Source organism: Streptomyces sp. NPDC086554, from assembly GCF_040686095.1.
Lineage (GTDB): Bacteria > Actinomycetota > Actinomycetes > Streptomycetales > Streptomycetaceae > Streptomyces.
Window position 1 is genome coordinate 25,395 of sequence record NZ_JBFBJK010000006.1, and the last position, 15,933, is coordinate 41,327.

Sequence of the window (15,933 nt, forward strand, 5' to 3'; positions counted from 1 at the left end):
CGGGAAGTGCGGTGCTCGTCCGCGGGTCCGTCGCGGCCGGTCGCTCAGCCCCGCGCCCCTTCGGGGCGCTGCCGAACCGCAGTGGGCTTCGACAAGACCGCTCAGCCCGCCACCTGGGAGGATCGGCGGGTGGCTCTCTTCCGGATCGACCAGGAATCGCCCCTGCCCACCCGCGAGGTCTGGCGGCGGCTCACCGTGTGGGAGCGGCACGGCGATGTGGTCCCGCTGACGCGGGTCGCCGTCAGGACGCCGCCTCCGACGGGCGAGGGGACGGTGTTCGTCGCGCGCACCGGACTCGGGCGCATCGGATTCGACGACGTCATGGAGGTCGTGGTGTGGCACCCGCCGGGCCCGGACGGCGCGGGCCTGTGCCGGTTGGAGAAGCGGGGGTCGTTCGTGACGGGGTGGGCGGAGATCGAGGTGTCACCCCGGAGCGCCGAGAGCGGCGGGAGCGCAGGGGACGCCGGGACCGCCGGGACCGCCGGGACCGCAGGGACCGCAGGGACCGCAGGGGATGCCGGGACGGCCGGGACCGCCCGGACCGCCGGGGACGCCGGGACCGCGGGGGACGCCGGGGACGCCGGGACCGCCGGGAGCGCCGAGGACGCCGGGAGCGCCGGGGACGCCGGTTCGCTCATCGTCTGGCGCGAGGACCTGCGGGTGCGGTGGCTGCCGGCCGTCTGCGACGGGGTGTTGGCGGGGGCGGCGCGGTGGATGTTCGGCCGGGCGGTGACGGGGCTACTGAAGTCTCCCCGCATCTAGCCCGTCCGGCGTTCGAGGACGAACTCGGCGAAGCCGGAGCCCCGCAGCGCCAGCCCCCGCCAACCCCCGCCAACCCCCGCCAAAATCCGCCTACTTCAGCCGCACCGGCAACGCAGCGAACCCGTCCGCGATGAAGGACCCCACCGGGAGCGCACCCCCGGCCCCCGGATCCAGCCGCAGCCCCGGGAATCGCGAGAACAAGGCAGGCAGCGCCACCCCCGCCTCCAGGCGGGCCAGCGGCGCGCCCATGCAGTAGTGCACCCCGTGGCCGAAGGCGATGTGCCCCTTGTCGACGCGGCCGATGTCGAACTGCCCGGCGGTGGCGCCGTGCCGCTGCGGGTCGCGCCCCGCGGCTCCGTACGCCGCGAGGATCGCGTCCCCCTGCGCGATCACCGTCCCGTCCGGCAGCTCGATGTCCGAAACGGCGTACCGCAGCGGCAGATTGGCGATCGACGGCGCGTACCGCAGCGTCTCCTCGATGACATCGCTCCACGGCACCTCCCCGCTCAACACCCGCGCCAACTGCTCGGGGTGGCTCAGGAGCGCGTGCACCGCGTTGCCGATGAGGTTGACCGTCGTCTCGTGCCCCGCCGCGATGACCAGGAGCAGCGTGTCGATCAGCTCGGCCTCGGTGAGCGCCGACCCCTCCTCGTCGCGGGCCGCGATCAGGACGGTCGTCATGTCGTCGCCGGGCTCCGCCCGCTTGAGGGCCACGAGACCGGCGAGCAGCTGATGCACTTCCTGCCAGGTGGCCGCCGCCTGCTCCGGCGTCGCGGTGGTGTCCATGATCGACTCGACGAGGCGGGCCGTGTCCGCCTGCCGGTCCTCCGGAAGACCGAACAGCTCGCAGATGACCTGCATCGGCAGCGGATGGGCGTAGGCGGCCCGCAGATCCACGCTCCCGCCCCCGCCATCGCCCTCGTCATCGGCCTCGGCCTCGGCCTCGGCCTCGGCCATCCGGTCGAGCAGCCCGGCGGTCAGCTCCTCGATACGCGGCCGCAGCGCGTCCGTACGGCGTTTGGTGAACGCGGGCGACACCAGCTTGCGCAGCCGCCGGTGATTCGAGCCGTACGCGGTGAACATATTCGTCACGCCCACCCAGGAGTTGACCCAGGTCTCACGGAACTCGCCGTCGATCCAGGCGGGCCAGTGCTGGTTCGGATCCTTCGACACCCGCTCGTCGGCGAGGAGTTGCTTCAGTACGTCGTACTGCGTGGGGGCCCATGCCCTTATGCCGTCGGGGAGTTCGACCAGGGCGGCACAGCCGCGCTGCCGCAGCCGGTCCGCCTCCCCGTGGAGATCGCGGCCCGCGGGATCGAGGGCTATGGGCTGCTGCGGCACGGTCGACTGCGACATGAGGGCTCCTGCCATGGGGGGATGGGGGGAGGGGACGGGATGTCGTGGATCAAGATCATCCTAGGCGTCCGCCCCCTCCCCCTGCCGCAGTCCCCGAGGCCTGGCTCAGCCCCCCGAAGCCCGCGACCGGCTGTGCAGCGTCCGTGCCACCCTCGGCCCCAGCCACCGCTTCATCCTCCGCAGCGGCTCCAACTGCTCGGCTGCCCGGTCGATTCGGTAGTAGAGCTGCGGCGGAATGTGCGGAAGGAGCGGCGAGTGGCGCTGGCCGAGGAGCGCGAACATCTGGGGCGGGTCGAGGCGGATGTAGCGCGGCAGGTTCTCGTACCACTGGGCGCTGTAGCGGGCCGCGCTCTGGACGGAGAGCAGGGCGGACCTCCGCTCGCGCTCGTAGGCGTCCAGGGCGGGTTCGAGGCGCGGGCTCCCGCGCAGGGCCGCCGCCAGGGCGATGGCGTCCTCCAGGGCGAGGGTGGTGCCGGCTCCGATGGAGTAGTGCGTGGTGTGTGCCGCGTCGCCGAGCAGGACGAGGTTGCCCCGGTGCCACGTCCGGTTGGTCAGGGTACGGAAGTTGAGCCACTGCGCGGTGCCGTCGTCCTGCGCCCTGCCGATCAGGCGGTGCCCGTCGAGCGGCCCCGCGAAGAGCCGTTCCAGGAGGACGAGGCTCTCGGCCTCGCTCGCCTCGTGCAGACCGAGGCCGGCCCAGGTCTCCGGGGAGCACTCGACGACGCAGGTGCTCCGCTCGTCGCTGAACCGGTAGCCGTAGCACCAGATCCAGCCGTGCGCGGTCTCGACGAAGGCGAAGGTGAAGGAGTCGAAGACCTTGCTGGTGCCGAGCCAGATGTACTTGTTGCGGCCGACCGCGACCTCGGTGCCGAAGTGCCCGGTGTGCTGCTCGCGAAGACCGCTGTGGACGCCGTCGCCCGCGACGACCAGGTCGGCGTCGGAGAGCATGTCCGCAGCCGTGATCTCGCTCTCGAACTCGACGCGTACGCCCAGGGATCGGGCCCGCCGGGTGAGGATGTCGAGCAGCCGGTGGCGGCCGATGCCGAAGCCCTCGTCGCCGTGGTGCACGGTCGTGCGGTCCCCCACGTGCGCGATGCCGTCGCTCCAGCGGACCGAGTGCTCGACGACGGCGTGCGCGGACTCGGGGTCCCCGGCCCGGAGCTTGTCGAGCAGCCCGCCCCAGTAGGTCACCCCCCAGCCGTACGTGGACCCGGCCGGGTTCCGCTCATGGACGGTGATGTCGTGGGACGGGTCCTGCCGCTTGAGCAGGATCGAGAGGTACAGGGCGGCGGGCCCGCCGCCGACGCAGGCGACCTTCACACAGGCTCCCATTGCGACACAAAGCGAATGATTTGTGTCGCAAGGTAGCAGGGAGGGTGGAAGGCGCAGCGGAAGTCACCACGCCGGGGGCGGCGGCGACGCGACGGGATGTCCGGCGAGCCGGTCGAGCCCGGCGCGGCCCGCCGCGAAGTCCCAGCGCATCAGCGTGCCGCGGCCCGCGAGCCAGTCGCCGCTGGGGTTCTTGCGGATCCACAGCACCCCGCCGTCGGCCGCGCGCAGGTCGATGAGGTCTCCCGCGGGCCCGGAGCGGGGCGCGGGTCGTGCGGCGAGAAGGGTGACGGTGTGTCAGCGGCAAGGGGCAGGAGGTAGAGCCGGGTGCCTGCCGCGAACGCCGGTCCCAGCAGGTGCGCCTGCGGGGTCGGTTCGAAGTTCCGCTCGGGCAGGAAGGCCGGATGGCACCCGTCCGCGGTGAACGCGGGCGAGCGGTCGCTGAACCGCGGCTCGGTCGCCCTCACCACCGTTCCGTCCTCCAGGTGCGCGAGTCTGATCTGGCGCACCTTGTTGGGGTACGGATGTGATGTGACCAGGCGAGCCACCTCGAGTCCGGCGAGAAGACCACGTCGGTGACCTCCCCGCCGTCGGTGCGGTCCACCTCGGTCACCTCACCGGAGTTGAGCCGTGGTCAGGCGACCGAACCGATGTGCCCCGCCGCCTTGCGCGAGCCGTCGTGGTGGATCGGCGTGTGCGCGCCCATCAGCGAGACGCCGCTGCCGCCGCGCCGGTTGGCGACGATCTCCGAGGCGATGGAGAGGGCCGTCTCCTCCGGCGTGCGGGCGCCGAGGTCGAGGCCGATAGGCGAGCGGAGCCGGGTCAGTTCGAGCTCCGTGACACCGACCTCGCGCAGCCGCTTGTTGCGGTCCTCGTGAGTGCGGCGCGAACCCATCGCACCGACGTAGGCGACGGGCAGCCGCAGGGCGATCTCAAGGAGCGGCACGTCGAACTTGGCGTCGTGCGTGAGCACGCACAGCACGGTCCGCCCGTCGACCTCCGTGCCCTCCAGGTACTTGTGCGGCCACTCGACGACGATCTCGTCGGCGTCCGGGAAGCGGGTCTTCGTGGCGAAGACGGGGCGCGCGTCGCACACCGTCACGCGGTAGCCGAGGAACTTGCCCATGCGGACAAGGGCGGACGCGAAGTCGATGGCCCCGAACACGATCATGCGGGGCGGCGGCACGCTCGACTCGACGAGCAGGGTGATCGGCTGCCCGCAGCGCGAGCCGTCCTCCCCTATCTCGACGGTGCCGGTGCGTCCGGCGTCCAGCATCGCGCGGGCCTCTTCGGCCGCGGTCCGGTCCAGCTCGGGATGTCCGCCGAGCCCGCCCTCGTACGCCCCTTCGGTACGTACGAGAAGAGCGCGCCCCATCAGGTCCGCGGGGCCGGAGGTGATGCGGGCGACGGCCGCCGCCTCCCCCGCCGCCGAGGCGGCAAGGGCGGTGGCGAGAACCGGCCGCGCGGAGGAATCCGCGCGGACCGGGGTGACCAGGATGTCAATGATGCCGCCGCATGTCAGGCCCACGGCGAAGGCGTCCTCATCGCTGTATCCGAAGCGTTCGACGACGCTCTCGCCGTCTTCGAGGGCCTGCTGACACAGGTCGTAGACAGCGCCTTCCACACACCCGCCGGAGACCGATCCGATCGCCGTGCCGTCCGAGTCGACGGCCATCGCCGCTCCCGGTTGCCGGGGCGCGCTGCCGCCGACGGCCACCACGGTGGCGACGGCGAAGTCACGTCCCTGCTCGACCCACCGGTTCAGCTCTTCGGCGATGTCCAGCATGTCGGCCTCCTAAAAGGTTCTACGGGTGTGTGGAGGGCTTGGCGCCTAGTGGACGCCCAGCCAGCTCTCGATGGGGTTGAGGGCGAAGTAGACGATGAAGATCACCGTCAGGCCCCACATGAAGGCCCCGATCTCGCGGGCCCTGCCCTGCGCGACCTTGATGGCAACCCAGGAGATGACACCCGCCGCGACACCGGTCGTGATGGTGTACGTGAAGGGCATGAGCACGACGGTCAGGAAGACCGGGATGGCGGTGGCGCGGTCGGCCCAGTCGACGTGCCGGGCGTTCATCATCATCATCGCTCCGATGACGACGAGGGCGGCGGAAGCGACTTCCTGCGGCACGATCGCGGTGACCGGCGTGAAGAAGAGGCAGGCCGCGAAGAACAGGCCGGTGACGACCGAGGAGAGACCCGTACGGGCGCCTTCACCGACGCCGGTCGCCGACTCGACGAACACGGTCTGGCCGGAGCCGCCCGCGACACCGCCGATGGCACCGCCGGCGCCGTCGATGAACAGCGCCTTGGACAGGCCGGGCATCCGGCCCTTGTCGTCGGCCAGCTTGGCCTCGGTGCCGACGCCGATGATGGTGGCCATCGCGTCGAAGAAGCCGGCGAGCACGAGCGTGAAGACGATCATGCCGACGGTCATCGCGCCGACGTCGCCCCAGCCGCCGAACTCGACGTCGCCGAGGAGCGAGAAGTCTGGTGTGGAGACCGCGCTGCCGTGCAGTTCGGGGGCGCCGTTCGCCCACTGCTTGGGGTCGATCACATCGAGGGCGTTCAGGATGACGGCCACGATGGTGCCGGTGACGATGCCGATCAGGATCGCGCCAGGGGTGTTGCGCGCCTGCAGCATGAAGATGAGGAGCAGGGTGCCCGCGAAGAGCAGGACGGGCCAGCCCGCGAGTTCACCGGCGGGGCCGAGCGTGAGCGGGGTCGCCTTGCCGGGGTGGACGAAGCCGCCCTTGACCAGGCCGATGATGGCGATGAACATGCCGATGCCCATGGTGATGCCGTGTTTGAGGGCGAGCGGGATGGCGTTCATGATCATCTCGCGGAGCCCGGTGACCACCAGGAGCATGATCACCACGCCGTACGCCACACACATGCCCATGGCCTGCGGCCAGGTCATCTGAGGCGCGACCTGCGAGGCGATCACTCCGGACACGGAGAGTCCGGCGGCGAGGGCGAGCGGCACCTTGCCGACGAAGCCCATCAGCAGGGTGGTGACCGCCGCGGCGAGCGCCGTCGCGGTGACCAGGGCCTTCTGGCCCATGGTGTCCCCGGCCACGTCCTTGCCGGACAGGATCAGCGGGTTGAGCAGGACGATGTACGCCATCGCCATGAAGGTGGTGATTCCGCCGCGCACCTCACGCGCGACCGTGGATTCCCGCAGGGATATGTGAAAGTACCGGTCGAGCCAGGACCTGCCGGCCGGGACGCGTGAGCCGTTGCCCGCGTCCTCTGCCGTGGTCTTCGGCTCCGTTGACTGCTGGGTCATGGTGCCTAACTCCCAAGGTTCAAAGGGGCACCCGCAACAGGTGGTTCAGATGGGTTGACCTGTGGAGACTGCGGGATTTGGGATGGTGCGTTGGCTGCACGACCCGGGGGACGGCCCGAGACGAACTGGGGCTCCTGAGAGCGGGGGTACTGCGTGGGTACTGCGCTGACCGCGAGCGGTGCGGTACTTGCGATCTCCGGGCGGCACGGGCAAGCGGAAGTGTGACGTTCCAAGGGAGGCACACGCCGCCCGGAGAGTTGGTGGGATCAGACGCCGGTGAGGTGCTCCGGGCGTACCGGCGTCCTGTTCAGCTCCAGGCCCGTCGCGTTCCGGATCGCCGCGAGGACGGCCGGAGTCGACGAAAGGGTCGGAGCCTCGCCGATGCCACGGAGCCCGTACGGGGCGTGCTCATCGGCGAGTTCGAGCACGTCGACGGGGATGGTCGGCGTGTCGAGGATGGTGGGGAGCAGATAGTCCGTGAAGGAGGGGTTCCTGACCTTCGCCGTCTTGGGGTCGACGACGATCTCCTCCATCACCGCGATGCCCATGCCCTGGATGGTGCCGCCCTGGATCTGGCCGACGACGGAGAGCGGGTTGAGCATCTTGCCGACGTCTTGGGCGCAGGCCAGTTCGATGACCTTGACCAGGCCGAGTTCGGTGTCGACCTCGACGACGGCGCGGTGCGCGGCGAAGGTGTACTGGACGTGGCCGTTGCCCTGTCCGGTGACGAGGTCGAAGGCGACGGTGGGCCGGTGGCGCCACTCCTCCTCGATCTCGACGGTCTCGTCCTCCAGTACGTCGACGAGATCGGCGAGGACCTCGCCTCCGTCGGTGACGACCTTGCCGCCTTCGAGAAGGAGTTCGGCCGTCGCCCACGCCGGGTGGTACGAGCCCATCTTGCGCCGGCCGATCTCCAGGACCTTCTCGCGCACCAGCTCACAGGCGTTCTTGACGGCGCCGCCGGTGACGTACGTCTGACGGGACGCGGACGTCGACCCTGCCGAGCCCACCTGGGTGTCGGCCGGGTGGATGGTCACCTGCGTGACACCGAGCTCGGTGCGGGCGATCTGGGCGTGCACGGTGACGCCGCCCTGGCCGACCTCGGCCATCGCGGTGTGCACGGTGGCGACGGGCTCGCCGCCGACGACCTCCATGCGCACCTTGGCGGTCGAGTAGTCGTCGAAGCCCTCGGAGAAGCCGACGTTCTTGATGCCGACCGCGTAGCCGATGCCTCGTACGACGCTTTCGCCGTGCGTGGTGTTGGACAGACCGCCGGGCAGCTGCCGTACGTCGGAGCCCTCGCTGGACTCCCACTGACGCTCGGGCGGCAGCGGCATCTCCTTGACGCGGCGCAGCAGTTCGGCGACCGGTGCCGGGGAGTCGACCGGCTGCCCGGTCGGCATGATGGTCCCCTGCTCCATGGCGTTGAGCTGCCGGAACTCGACCCGGTCCATGCCCAGCTTGTCGGCGAGCTTGTCCATCTGCGCCTCGTAGGCGAAGCACGCCTGGACGGCGCCGAAGCCGCGCATGGCGCCGCAGGGCGGGTTGTTGCTGTAGAGCGCGACGGCCTCGATGTCGACGTCGTCGATCACGTACGGGCCCACGCTCAGCGAGGACGCGTTGCCGACCACGGCCGGGGAGGCGGAGGCGTACGCGCCGCCGTCGAGCACGATCCGGCACTTCATGTGCGTGATCTTGCCGTCCTTGGTGGCGCCGTGCTCGTAGGTGAGCTTCGCCGGGTGGCGGTGCACATGGCCGAAGAAGGACTCGAAGCGGTTGTAGACGATCTTGATCGGCTTGCCCGTGCGCAGGGCCAGGAGGCACGCGTGGATCTGCATCGAGATGTCCTCGCGACCGCCGAAGGCACCGCCGACGCCGGAGAGCGTCATGCGCACCTTCTCCTCGGGCAGGCCGAGGACGGGGGCGATCTGTTCGAGGTCGGAGTGCAGCCACTGGGTGGCGACGTACAGCTCCACGCCGCCGTCCTCGGACGGCACGGCGAGGCCGGACTCCGGGCCTAGGAAGGCCTGGTCCTGCATGCCGAAGGTGTACTCGCCCTTGACGATGACGTCGGCCTTCTTGGCCGCCTCGTCCGCGTTGCCGCGGATGATCGGCTGGCGGTGCACGATGTTCGGGTGCGGGACATGGCCCATGTGGCTGTCGGTGCGGCCCTCGTGCACGAGCACGGCATCGGGAGCGAGCGCGGACGCCTCGTCCGTGATGACCGGCAGCTCCCGGTACTCGACCTTGATCTTCGCGGCGGCGCGGCGCGCGGTCTCCGGGTGGTCGGCGGCCACGAGGGCGACCGGCTCACCGTGGTGGCGGACCTTGCCGTGCGCGAGAACCGGCGTGTCCTGGATCTCCAGGCCGTAGTTCTTCATCTCGGCCGGCAGGTCGTCGTACGTCATGACGGCGTAGACGCCGCTCATCGCGAGGGCCTCGGAGGTGTCGATCGACACGATCTCGGCGTGCGCCACGGTGGAGCGCAGGGCCTGGCCCCACAGCATGTCCTCGTGCCACATGTCCGAGGAGTACGCGAACTCTCCGGTGACCTTCAGGGTGCCGTCGGGGCGCAGCGTCGACTCGCCGATGCCGCCCTTGGTCTGGGAACCCTGGGTGATCTTGGTGGGGGCTCCGGTCGTACGGGTGGATCCCATGGTCAGACCGCCTCTTCCTGACGATCCTGACGGGCGGCCGCGAGGCGGACCGCGTCCAGGATCTTCTCGTAACCCGTGCAACGGCAGAGGTTGCCGGAGAGCGCCTCGCGGATGTCCGCGTCGGTCGGCTGCGGGTTGCGCTCCAGCATCTCGTCGGCCGCGATGAGCAGACCGGGGGTGCAGAAGCCGCACTGGACGGCACCGGCGTCGATGAACGCCTGCTGGACCGGGGAGAGTTCGGTGCCCTCGCCGGTCTGGCCGTCGGTGCCCTCGGCCTGCCAGCGCTGGGCGCTGTCCAGGGAGACACCGCAGGCGCCGGACGCACAACCGCCGTGCTCCGCGCGCTGCTTGGCGAAGTCGGCGAGGCCCTCGACGGTGACGACCTCACGGCCCTCCACCTGTCCGGCCGCGACCAGACACGAACACACCGGCACACCGTCGAGACGGACGGTGCAGGAACCGCACTCGCCCTGCTCGCAGGCGTTCTTCGAACCGGGAAGCCCCATGCGCTCGCGCAGCACGTACAGAAGGGACTCGCCCTCCCAGACGTCATCGGCTTCCTGCTGACGGCCATTGACCGTGAAGTTGACACGCATTACGCGACTCCCTCAGTGCTGCGGCCCTTGCCGCGGTACGTCTCCCAGGTCCAGCCGAGCGTGCGGCGGGCCATGATGCCGACGGCGTGCCGGCGGTAGCTCGCCGTGCCACGTACGTCGTCGATCGGGTTGGCGGCGCCGGAGGCGAGCTCCGCGAACTGCTTGGCGATCGAGGGGGTGATGATCTTCTTGCTGTCCCAGAAGCCACCCTCCTCGAGCGCCGCGTTCAGGAACTCCTCGGCGGCCTTGGCCCGGATCGGGGTCGGGGCGGCGGAGCCGATGCCCGTCCGTACCGTCCGGGTCTCGGGGTGCAGGGCGATGCCGAAGGCGCACACGGCGATGACCATCGCGTTGCGGGTGCCGACCTTCGAGTACTGCTGCGGGCCGTCCGCCTTCTTGATGTGGACGGACTTGATCAGCTCGTCGGGGGCCAGCGCATTGCGCTTGACACCAGTGTAGAAGTCGTCGATCGGGATGAGGCGCGAGCCGCGTACGGACTCCACCTCGACCTCGCAGCCGGCGGCGAGCAGCGCCGGGTGGGCGTCACCCGCCGGGGACGCCGTGCCCAGGTTGCCGCCGACGCCGCCGCGGTTACGGATCTGCGGCGATGCGACCGTGTGCGACGCGAGCGCGAGACCGGGAAGCTCGGTGCGCAGCTCCTCCATGATCTGGGTGTACGGGACGGAGGCGCCCAGCTGGACCGTCTCCTCGCCCACCTCCCACTCGCGCAGCTCGACGATGCGGTTGAGGTCAAGCAGGTACTCGGGACGACGGTGGTCGAAGTTGATCTCGACCATCACATCGGTGCCACCCGCAATCGGCACAGCGGTGGGGTGCTCGGCCTTCGCGGCGAGCGCCTCCTCCCAGCTGGCGGGGCGAAGGAAGTCCATGAGGCTCTCTTCTTCGTATCGTGGGTCGTTCGGTGGAGGTGATCCAGCCAAGCCGGGCCGGAGGCCTCTCGACTGCTCGTTCATGTGCTGTTAACGCGGAGTGGAGCAAGTACACCGCCAGGCCGTCCGATGGGGTCAGTCACCGAAACCATGAAGGAGTTGGCTGGCCAAGCCGCGCGTCTTGTAGATTCGTATGAAGAACGGTCCTCAGTAGCCTCGCGGCTTCCCCCTGGAAACCCCGGGCGCCCGACGACCCACCACGCCGGGTAGCCGGACGGGGACTGCATGTACATCCCATTCGAGACAGATCGGCGGCGACGACACCATGCGGCTGCGCGCACTCCTTGACACCGACGCGCTGGGCCTGCGGCTGCTCGGCGGTGAGGACGAGCTGGACCGCACGGTGCGCGGTGTGATGACCACCGACCTGCGGGACCCCAGCCGCTACCTCACCGGCGGCGAGCTGGTCCTCACGGGCCTCGCCTGGCGCCACGACGCCTCGGACACGGAACCTTTCGTACGGATCCTGGCGAGCGCCGGAGTGGCCGCGCTCGCCGCCGGCGAGGCCGAGCTCGGCGACATCCCCGACGACATCGTGGAGGCCTGCGCCCGGCACCGCCTGCCGCTGTTCGCGGTCAACGAGCGGGTCGCCTTCGCGACGATCACCGAGCACGTCGTACGTCAGGTCTCCGGCGAGCGGGCCGGTGACCTCGCGGCGGTCGTCGACCGACACCGCCGCCTGATGACCTCGGGCCCGGCGGGCGGTGGCCCCGATGTCGTCCTCGACCTGCTCGGCTCCGACCTGGACCTGCGGGCCTGGGTGCTCTCCCCTGCGGGCCGCGCCATCGCGGGCTCCAGCGCGGCGGGGCCCGCCCTGTCCAGCGAGGTCTGCGCGCGCCTTGCGGGCGAGCACCTGGCGGCGGCGCGCACCGGGCGGCGCGGGCCGCACCGGGTCGTGGTGGACGGCGTCACGTACTCGCTGTTCCCCATTCGGAGCAGCGGGCGGGCGTCGACTTCCGCGGGCGCGGGTACGGCGGCCTCCCGTGACGTGCGCGAGACGATCCTGTCGGACTGGCTCCTGGCGGTCGAGGCCGACGCGGGCGACTGGCCCGAGGAGCGGCTCGACCTGCTGCAGGGCGTGACCCAGCTGATCGCGGTCGAGCGGGACCGGCGGGACGCCGCCCGCACGGTGCGCCGCCGCCTCGCCCAGGAGGTGCTCGAACTGGTCCAGACGGGCGCGGCCCCGGCGGAGATCGCCGCACGCCTCCGGGTGGCCGCCCCGGTGCTCCTTCCCGGCCTCGGTGCGGCGCCGCACTGGCAGGTCGTGGTGGCCCGCGTCGAGTGGGAAGGCGACGAGATCGAGGGCGGCCCGGTGGCCCAGTCCCTCCTGGAGGAGATCCTCGTGGACCCGCTGTCGGCGGGCCCCGAGCCCTCCGACCGGATCGCGGTGGCCCATACGGGTGACGAGGCGATCGCGCTCGTGCCGCTGCCCGCGGTGTCCTCGGAACACGACGGCTCGGAGACAGGCCTGCTCGCAGATTCCCTCCTCGAATCCGTCCGCGACCCCTTGTCGGCGGGCCTCGACGGCGACGGCCGCCTGACCCTGGGCGTCAGCGCGTCCGTGCACTCGGCGGAGGGCCTGCGCGGCGCCCTGGAGGAGGCCCGGCACGCCCGCCGGGTCGCCGCGGCGCGCCCCGGCCGGGTCTGCGCGGCCGGCCACCAGGAACTGGCCTCGCACGTACTTCTGCTCCCCTTCGTGCCGGACGACGTCCGCAGGGCGTTCACGGCCCGCCTCCTCGACCCGCTGCGGGACTACGACCGGCGCCACCGCGCGGAGCTCATCCCCACGCTGGAGGCGTTCCTCGACTGCGACGGTTCGTGGACGCGCTGCGCTGCGCGGCTGCACCTGCACGTCAACACGTTGCGCTACCGCGTCGGCCGTATCGAGCAGTTGACGAGTCGTGACCTTTCGCGCCTCGAGGACAAGCTCGATTTCTTCCTGGCACTGCGCATGAGCTGACAGCGGGCCCGACTCTCAAACCCCTTCCATGACCCACCCTTTGTGAAATCTTTCACCCAGCCCCTTGGCCGGACGTGTCGATCCGTGCTGAGATGCGCCCACGACTCAACAGCTCAATGGCGTGCTCGGGGAGGGCAACGTGGCGCATACCGCCATGTCTGGTACCGGAACGACTGCAGGGGACGATCCACTCCAGACCGCGGTATGGCGGCTGCGCTCGCGCGGCTGTTGGACCGACGCGGCCGCACTGCTCGCCTCCCGGGAGGGGGCGGCGGCGGCCCTCCAAAGAACGTCACTCCTCGTGGAGTGCTGCCTGTTCACCGGGGGCGGGTGGAGCGAGGCCGAGGACGGGCTGCGTACGGCGGAGGCGCTGGCCGTCGAGGACGACGACCGGGGCGCGGCGGCGTGCGAGCGGGGGCAGTTGGCGTACGCGTCGACGGTGCTCGGGGTCCGGGACCGGGCGGACGAGGCGCGTACGGCGCTGGGGCGTGCGGCGGCGTTGCTCGCCCCGAACGCCTCGGGGCGGCCTCTCCTCGACTTCCGTCGCGGTCTTGTCGCCGAGCATCTCGCGGACTCACCGCAGGCGGCGCGGGCCGCCTACCGGCGGGCGCATGCCGGGGCCACGGCGCACGGCGACTCGTTGCTCCTGTCCTTCACGTGGCGACATCTGGCCGGACTCGCCCTGCGGGAGGGCGAGTTGGCGGAGGCACGGCACGGCTTCTCCGAGTCCCTCCGCATCCGCGAGGAGCTGGGCTATCTGGTCGGCACGGCCCCCGCGTTGGCCGCTCTGGCGGACGCGGAGCCGGAACCGGAGGCGGGCCGCCTACGGGCCGAGGCGGCCCGCCTGTTCCGCCTGATGGGCGGGGTCCCGTCATGGCTGGCCCAGCATTTGTCGCCGCCGGCACCGGCGGCGTGAGGTTGGGGCGGGTTCCCGAAACCTGGGGCTGCGCCCCAGACCCCGCTCAAGACCGCCGCTTCGCGACGGATCTTTCCCACCCACCCACCCGTTTACCCGGCAGTGGCCTTCTCAGCCCGTCGAGGGGGTCCCCCTGCTCTTTAAGAGCTTGGGGGAGTTTGAGGACGAACTCGCCGAAGGCGGTGATCGACGGCCACCTCGCGGCCGGCGAAGCCGGACCACGCGGCGCAGCCGGACCACGCGGCGGAGCCGCAAATTGTCACAGCCGGGAAGGGGTGGGATTGGGGAAGGCCCCGCAGGGCCCCCCGCCCCCCACTAGCCCCCCGCCCCCGCGAAATGCTCCCGCACCAAGGACTGGACGACGGCCAGGTCGCGGGCCACCAGGGCCTCAAGCAGGGCCGTGTGCTCCGCCGCGTCGGCGATGAGGTCGGCGCGGCGCCCCGAGACGGGGCCGCTGACCAGCGGCCACTGCGATCGCCGGTGAAGATCGTCCGCCACCTGCACCAGCTGCTGATTCCCGGAGAGGCCAAGCACCGCCCGGTGAAAGGCCCGGTCCGACTCCGCGTAGCGGGCGAGGTCTCCACCCGCCGCCGCCACCACACTCGCCTCCGCCAGCGGCCGCAACTCGCACCACCGCGCGGCAGGCACCGTACGGGCAAGCCGCAACATCACCGGCACCTCGATCAGCGCCCGCACCTCCGCAAGCTCCCCCAGCTCCCGAGCGCTCCGCTCGGTCACCCGGAAACCACGGTTCGGCACGACCTCGACCGCGCCCTCGATGGCGAGCTGCTGCATCGCCTCGCGCACGGGAGTGGCGGAGACCCCGAAGCGCTCGCCGAGCACCGGCGCGGAGTACACCTCACCGGGCGCGAGCTCACCGCCGACCAGCGCGGCGCGCAGCGCGTCGAGCACCTGACCGCGGACCGAGCTCCGCTGCACCTGCTTGCGCGGCGCGGGCGGCGCAGGCGGCACGACCGGCGCGGACGGCTCGGCCTCAGCCTCCGCGTGCGTGTGCTCACCCCGCGCCGAGCCCGACCGCGGCTGCTCCGGCACACGGACGGCAAGGCGGTACGCGTCATGCGCTCTGGCCTGCTCCACGAGGTCCACCCATAGTCCGCTCGGTCCGAAAGGTACGAGAGGCACCATAGGCGGACAGCACCGCCGTTGAAACCTCGATCACATCGGGTAAGGTAAGGCTAACCTGCAATCGATCGTGATTCGGTGGTCCCCCTATGCACGTTCCCGCCTTGGCGAAGCGCGCCCCGAGCGCCCTCGCGGACGCGTACGCCCGCCTCACCGAGGTGTTCCCCGGACTGCGTGTGACCGAGCTCGGCGGCGCGGAGGAGGCCCCACAGGGCGACGGCTGGGTCACCGCCGCCCGGCTCGCGGAGGACGGGGCCGACCTCGACGCGTTTCTGGCGTGGGACGAGACACAGGTCATGAAGGACTACGGGCAGGCGGGGCGTCCGGACGTCATCGCCAGCTTCGGGCTGCACCGCTACGCCTGGCCGGCCACGCTCCTGATCACCATTCCGTGGTTCCTGCACCGCAGAGTCCCCCGCTACCCCGTACAGAACGTCGCCTTCCAGCGCACCCTGGGCCGGATGGCCGTCCGCGACGCGGGCTTCGCCTGCCTGCCTGGCGATCCGGCCGCGACCCTGCCCGGCGCCCGTGTCGTACCCGACGAGGAGGCGCTGCGCGCGGAGGTGCGGGCGGCCGTCGCCGAGCACCTGGGACCGCTGCTCGACGCCTTCGGGCCCCGGATGCGGCGCCGCTCGCGCGCCCTGTGGAGCGTCGCCACCGACGAGATCGTCGAGGGCCTCTGGTACATCGCCCACCTCCTGGGCGAGGAGCAGCGCGCCACGGCGGAGCTCGAGCTGCTGCTGCCGGGCGCCACCAAGCCGTACGTCGGAACGGCCGGGTTCCGGGAGCTGACGGGGCCGAACGGCGAGTCCCTGCCCACCCGCGACCGCGCGAGCTGCTGCATGTTCTACACGCTGCGCCCCGAGGACACCTGTGTGACCTGCCCGCGCACCTGCGACACGGAGCGCGTCGCACGGCTCAGCGCCGCGGCCTGACCGCCCCCCAGCGCCCCCACGGTCTCCAAAACCTCAGCCA

Annotated in this window: 12 protein-coding genes and 1 pseudogene; 4 read left to right on the top strand and 9 right to left on the bottom strand. The window is 71.2% G+C overall.

Features of this window, described 5'->3' with window-relative positions; all coding sequences use genetic code 11:
- Nucleotides 1-129: 129 nt before the first annotated feature.
- Nucleotides 130-429: pseudogene (locus tag AB0O76_RS11615) on the top strand (SRPBCC family protein); the annotation flags it as partial.
- A 423-nt stretch (nt 430-852) separates the two neighbouring features.
- On the opposite strand, the gene AB0O76_RS11620 reads toward AB0O76_RS11615, so the two are convergent.
- The 8 genes from AB0O76_RS11620 to AB0O76_RS11655 all read right to left on the bottom strand — a co-directional run bounded on the left by AB0O76_RS11620 (nt 853) and on the right by AB0O76_RS11655 (nt 10,879).
- Nucleotides 853-2,118: a cytochrome P450 gene (locus AB0O76_RS11620; RefSeq protein WP_365488162.1), complete on the bottom strand. Its 1,266-nt coding sequence runs from the start codon at nt 2,116-2,118 to the stop codon at nt 853-855.
- A 105-nt stretch (nt 2,119-2,223) separates the two neighbouring features.
- Nucleotides 2,224-3,438, bottom strand: a complete 1,215-nt coding sequence (locus AB0O76_RS11625; protein ID WP_365488165.1) for an FAD-dependent monooxygenase — start codon at nt 3,436-3,438, stop codon at nt 2,224-2,226.
- A gap of 75 nt (nt 3,439-3,513) precedes the next feature.
- The gene (locus AB0O76_RS11630) at nt 3,514-3,657 is read right to left on the bottom strand and encodes a hypothetical protein (RefSeq protein ID WP_365488168.1); all 144 of its coding nucleotides are present in this window, start codon (nt 3,655-3,657) and stop codon (nt 3,514-3,516) included.
- A 424-nt stretch (nt 3,658-4,081) separates the two neighbouring features.
- Complete coding sequence (locus AB0O76_RS11635; RefSeq protein WP_365488171.1) at nt 4,082-5,233, bottom strand: XdhC/CoxI family protein; 1,152 nt, start codon at nt 5,231-5,233, stop codon at nt 4,082-4,084.
- A gap of 45 nt (nt 5,234-5,278) precedes the next feature.
- Nucleotides 5,279-6,736: an NCS2 family permease gene (locus tag AB0O76_RS11640; RefSeq protein WP_365488174.1), complete on the bottom strand. Its 1,458-nt coding sequence runs from the start codon at nt 6,734-6,736 to the stop codon at nt 5,279-5,281.
- A gap of 266 nt (nt 6,737-7,002) precedes the next feature.
- Nucleotides 7,003-9,393 (bottom strand): molybdopterin cofactor-binding domain-containing protein, encoded by a 2,391-nt coding sequence (locus AB0O76_RS11645; RefSeq protein ID WP_365488177.1) that lies wholly within the window; start codon nt 9,391-9,393, stop codon nt 7,003-7,005.
- A gap of 2 nt (nt 9,394-9,395) precedes the next feature.
- Nucleotides 9,396-9,989 carry a (2Fe-2S)-binding protein gene (locus AB0O76_RS11650; RefSeq protein WP_365488180.1) on the bottom strand — a complete coding sequence of 198 codons (594 nt, stop codon included), beginning with the start codon at nt 9,987-9,989 and terminating at the stop codon, nt 9,396-9,398.
- On the bottom strand, nt 9,989-10,879 hold the full coding sequence (locus AB0O76_RS11655) for a xanthine dehydrogenase family protein subunit M (protein WP_365488182.1): 891 nt from the start codon (nt 10,877-10,879) through the stop codon (nt 9,989-9,991). Before AB0O76_RS11655 ends, AB0O76_RS11650 begins: the two co-directional genes overlap by 1 nt.
- A gap of 325 nt (nt 10,880-11,204) precedes the next feature.
- On the opposite strand from AB0O76_RS11655, the gene AB0O76_RS11660 reads away from it, so the two are divergent.
- Both AB0O76_RS11660 and AB0O76_RS11665 read left to right on the top strand, forming a co-directional pair.
- The gene (locus tag AB0O76_RS11660) at nt 11,205-12,899 is read left to right on the top strand and encodes a PucR family transcriptional regulator ligand-binding domain-containing protein (protein ID WP_365488184.1); all 1,695 of its coding nucleotides are present in this window, start codon (nt 11,205-11,207) and stop codon (nt 12,897-12,899) included.
- A 154-nt stretch (nt 12,900-13,053) separates the two neighbouring features.
- Entirely contained in the window at nt 13,054-13,815 is a 762-nt protein-coding gene (locus tag AB0O76_RS11665; protein ID WP_365488186.1) for a hypothetical protein, read from the top strand.
- Between the two features lie 315 nt (nt 13,816-14,130).
- Here AB0O76_RS11665 and AB0O76_RS11670 read toward each other — a convergent pair whose 3' ends face one another.
- Complete coding sequence (locus AB0O76_RS11670; RefSeq protein ID WP_365488189.1) at nt 14,131-14,913, bottom strand: GntR family transcriptional regulator; 783 nt, start codon at nt 14,911-14,913, stop codon at nt 14,131-14,133.
- 134 nt (nt 14,914-15,047) lie between these two features.
- On the opposite strand from AB0O76_RS11670, the gene AB0O76_RS11675 reads away from it, so the two are divergent.
- The gene (locus AB0O76_RS11675) at nt 15,048-15,893 is read left to right on the top strand and encodes a (2Fe-2S)-binding protein (RefSeq protein WP_365488192.1); all 846 of its coding nucleotides are present in this window, start codon (nt 15,048-15,050) and stop codon (nt 15,891-15,893) included.
- Nucleotides 15,894-15,933 lie beyond the last annotated feature (40 nt).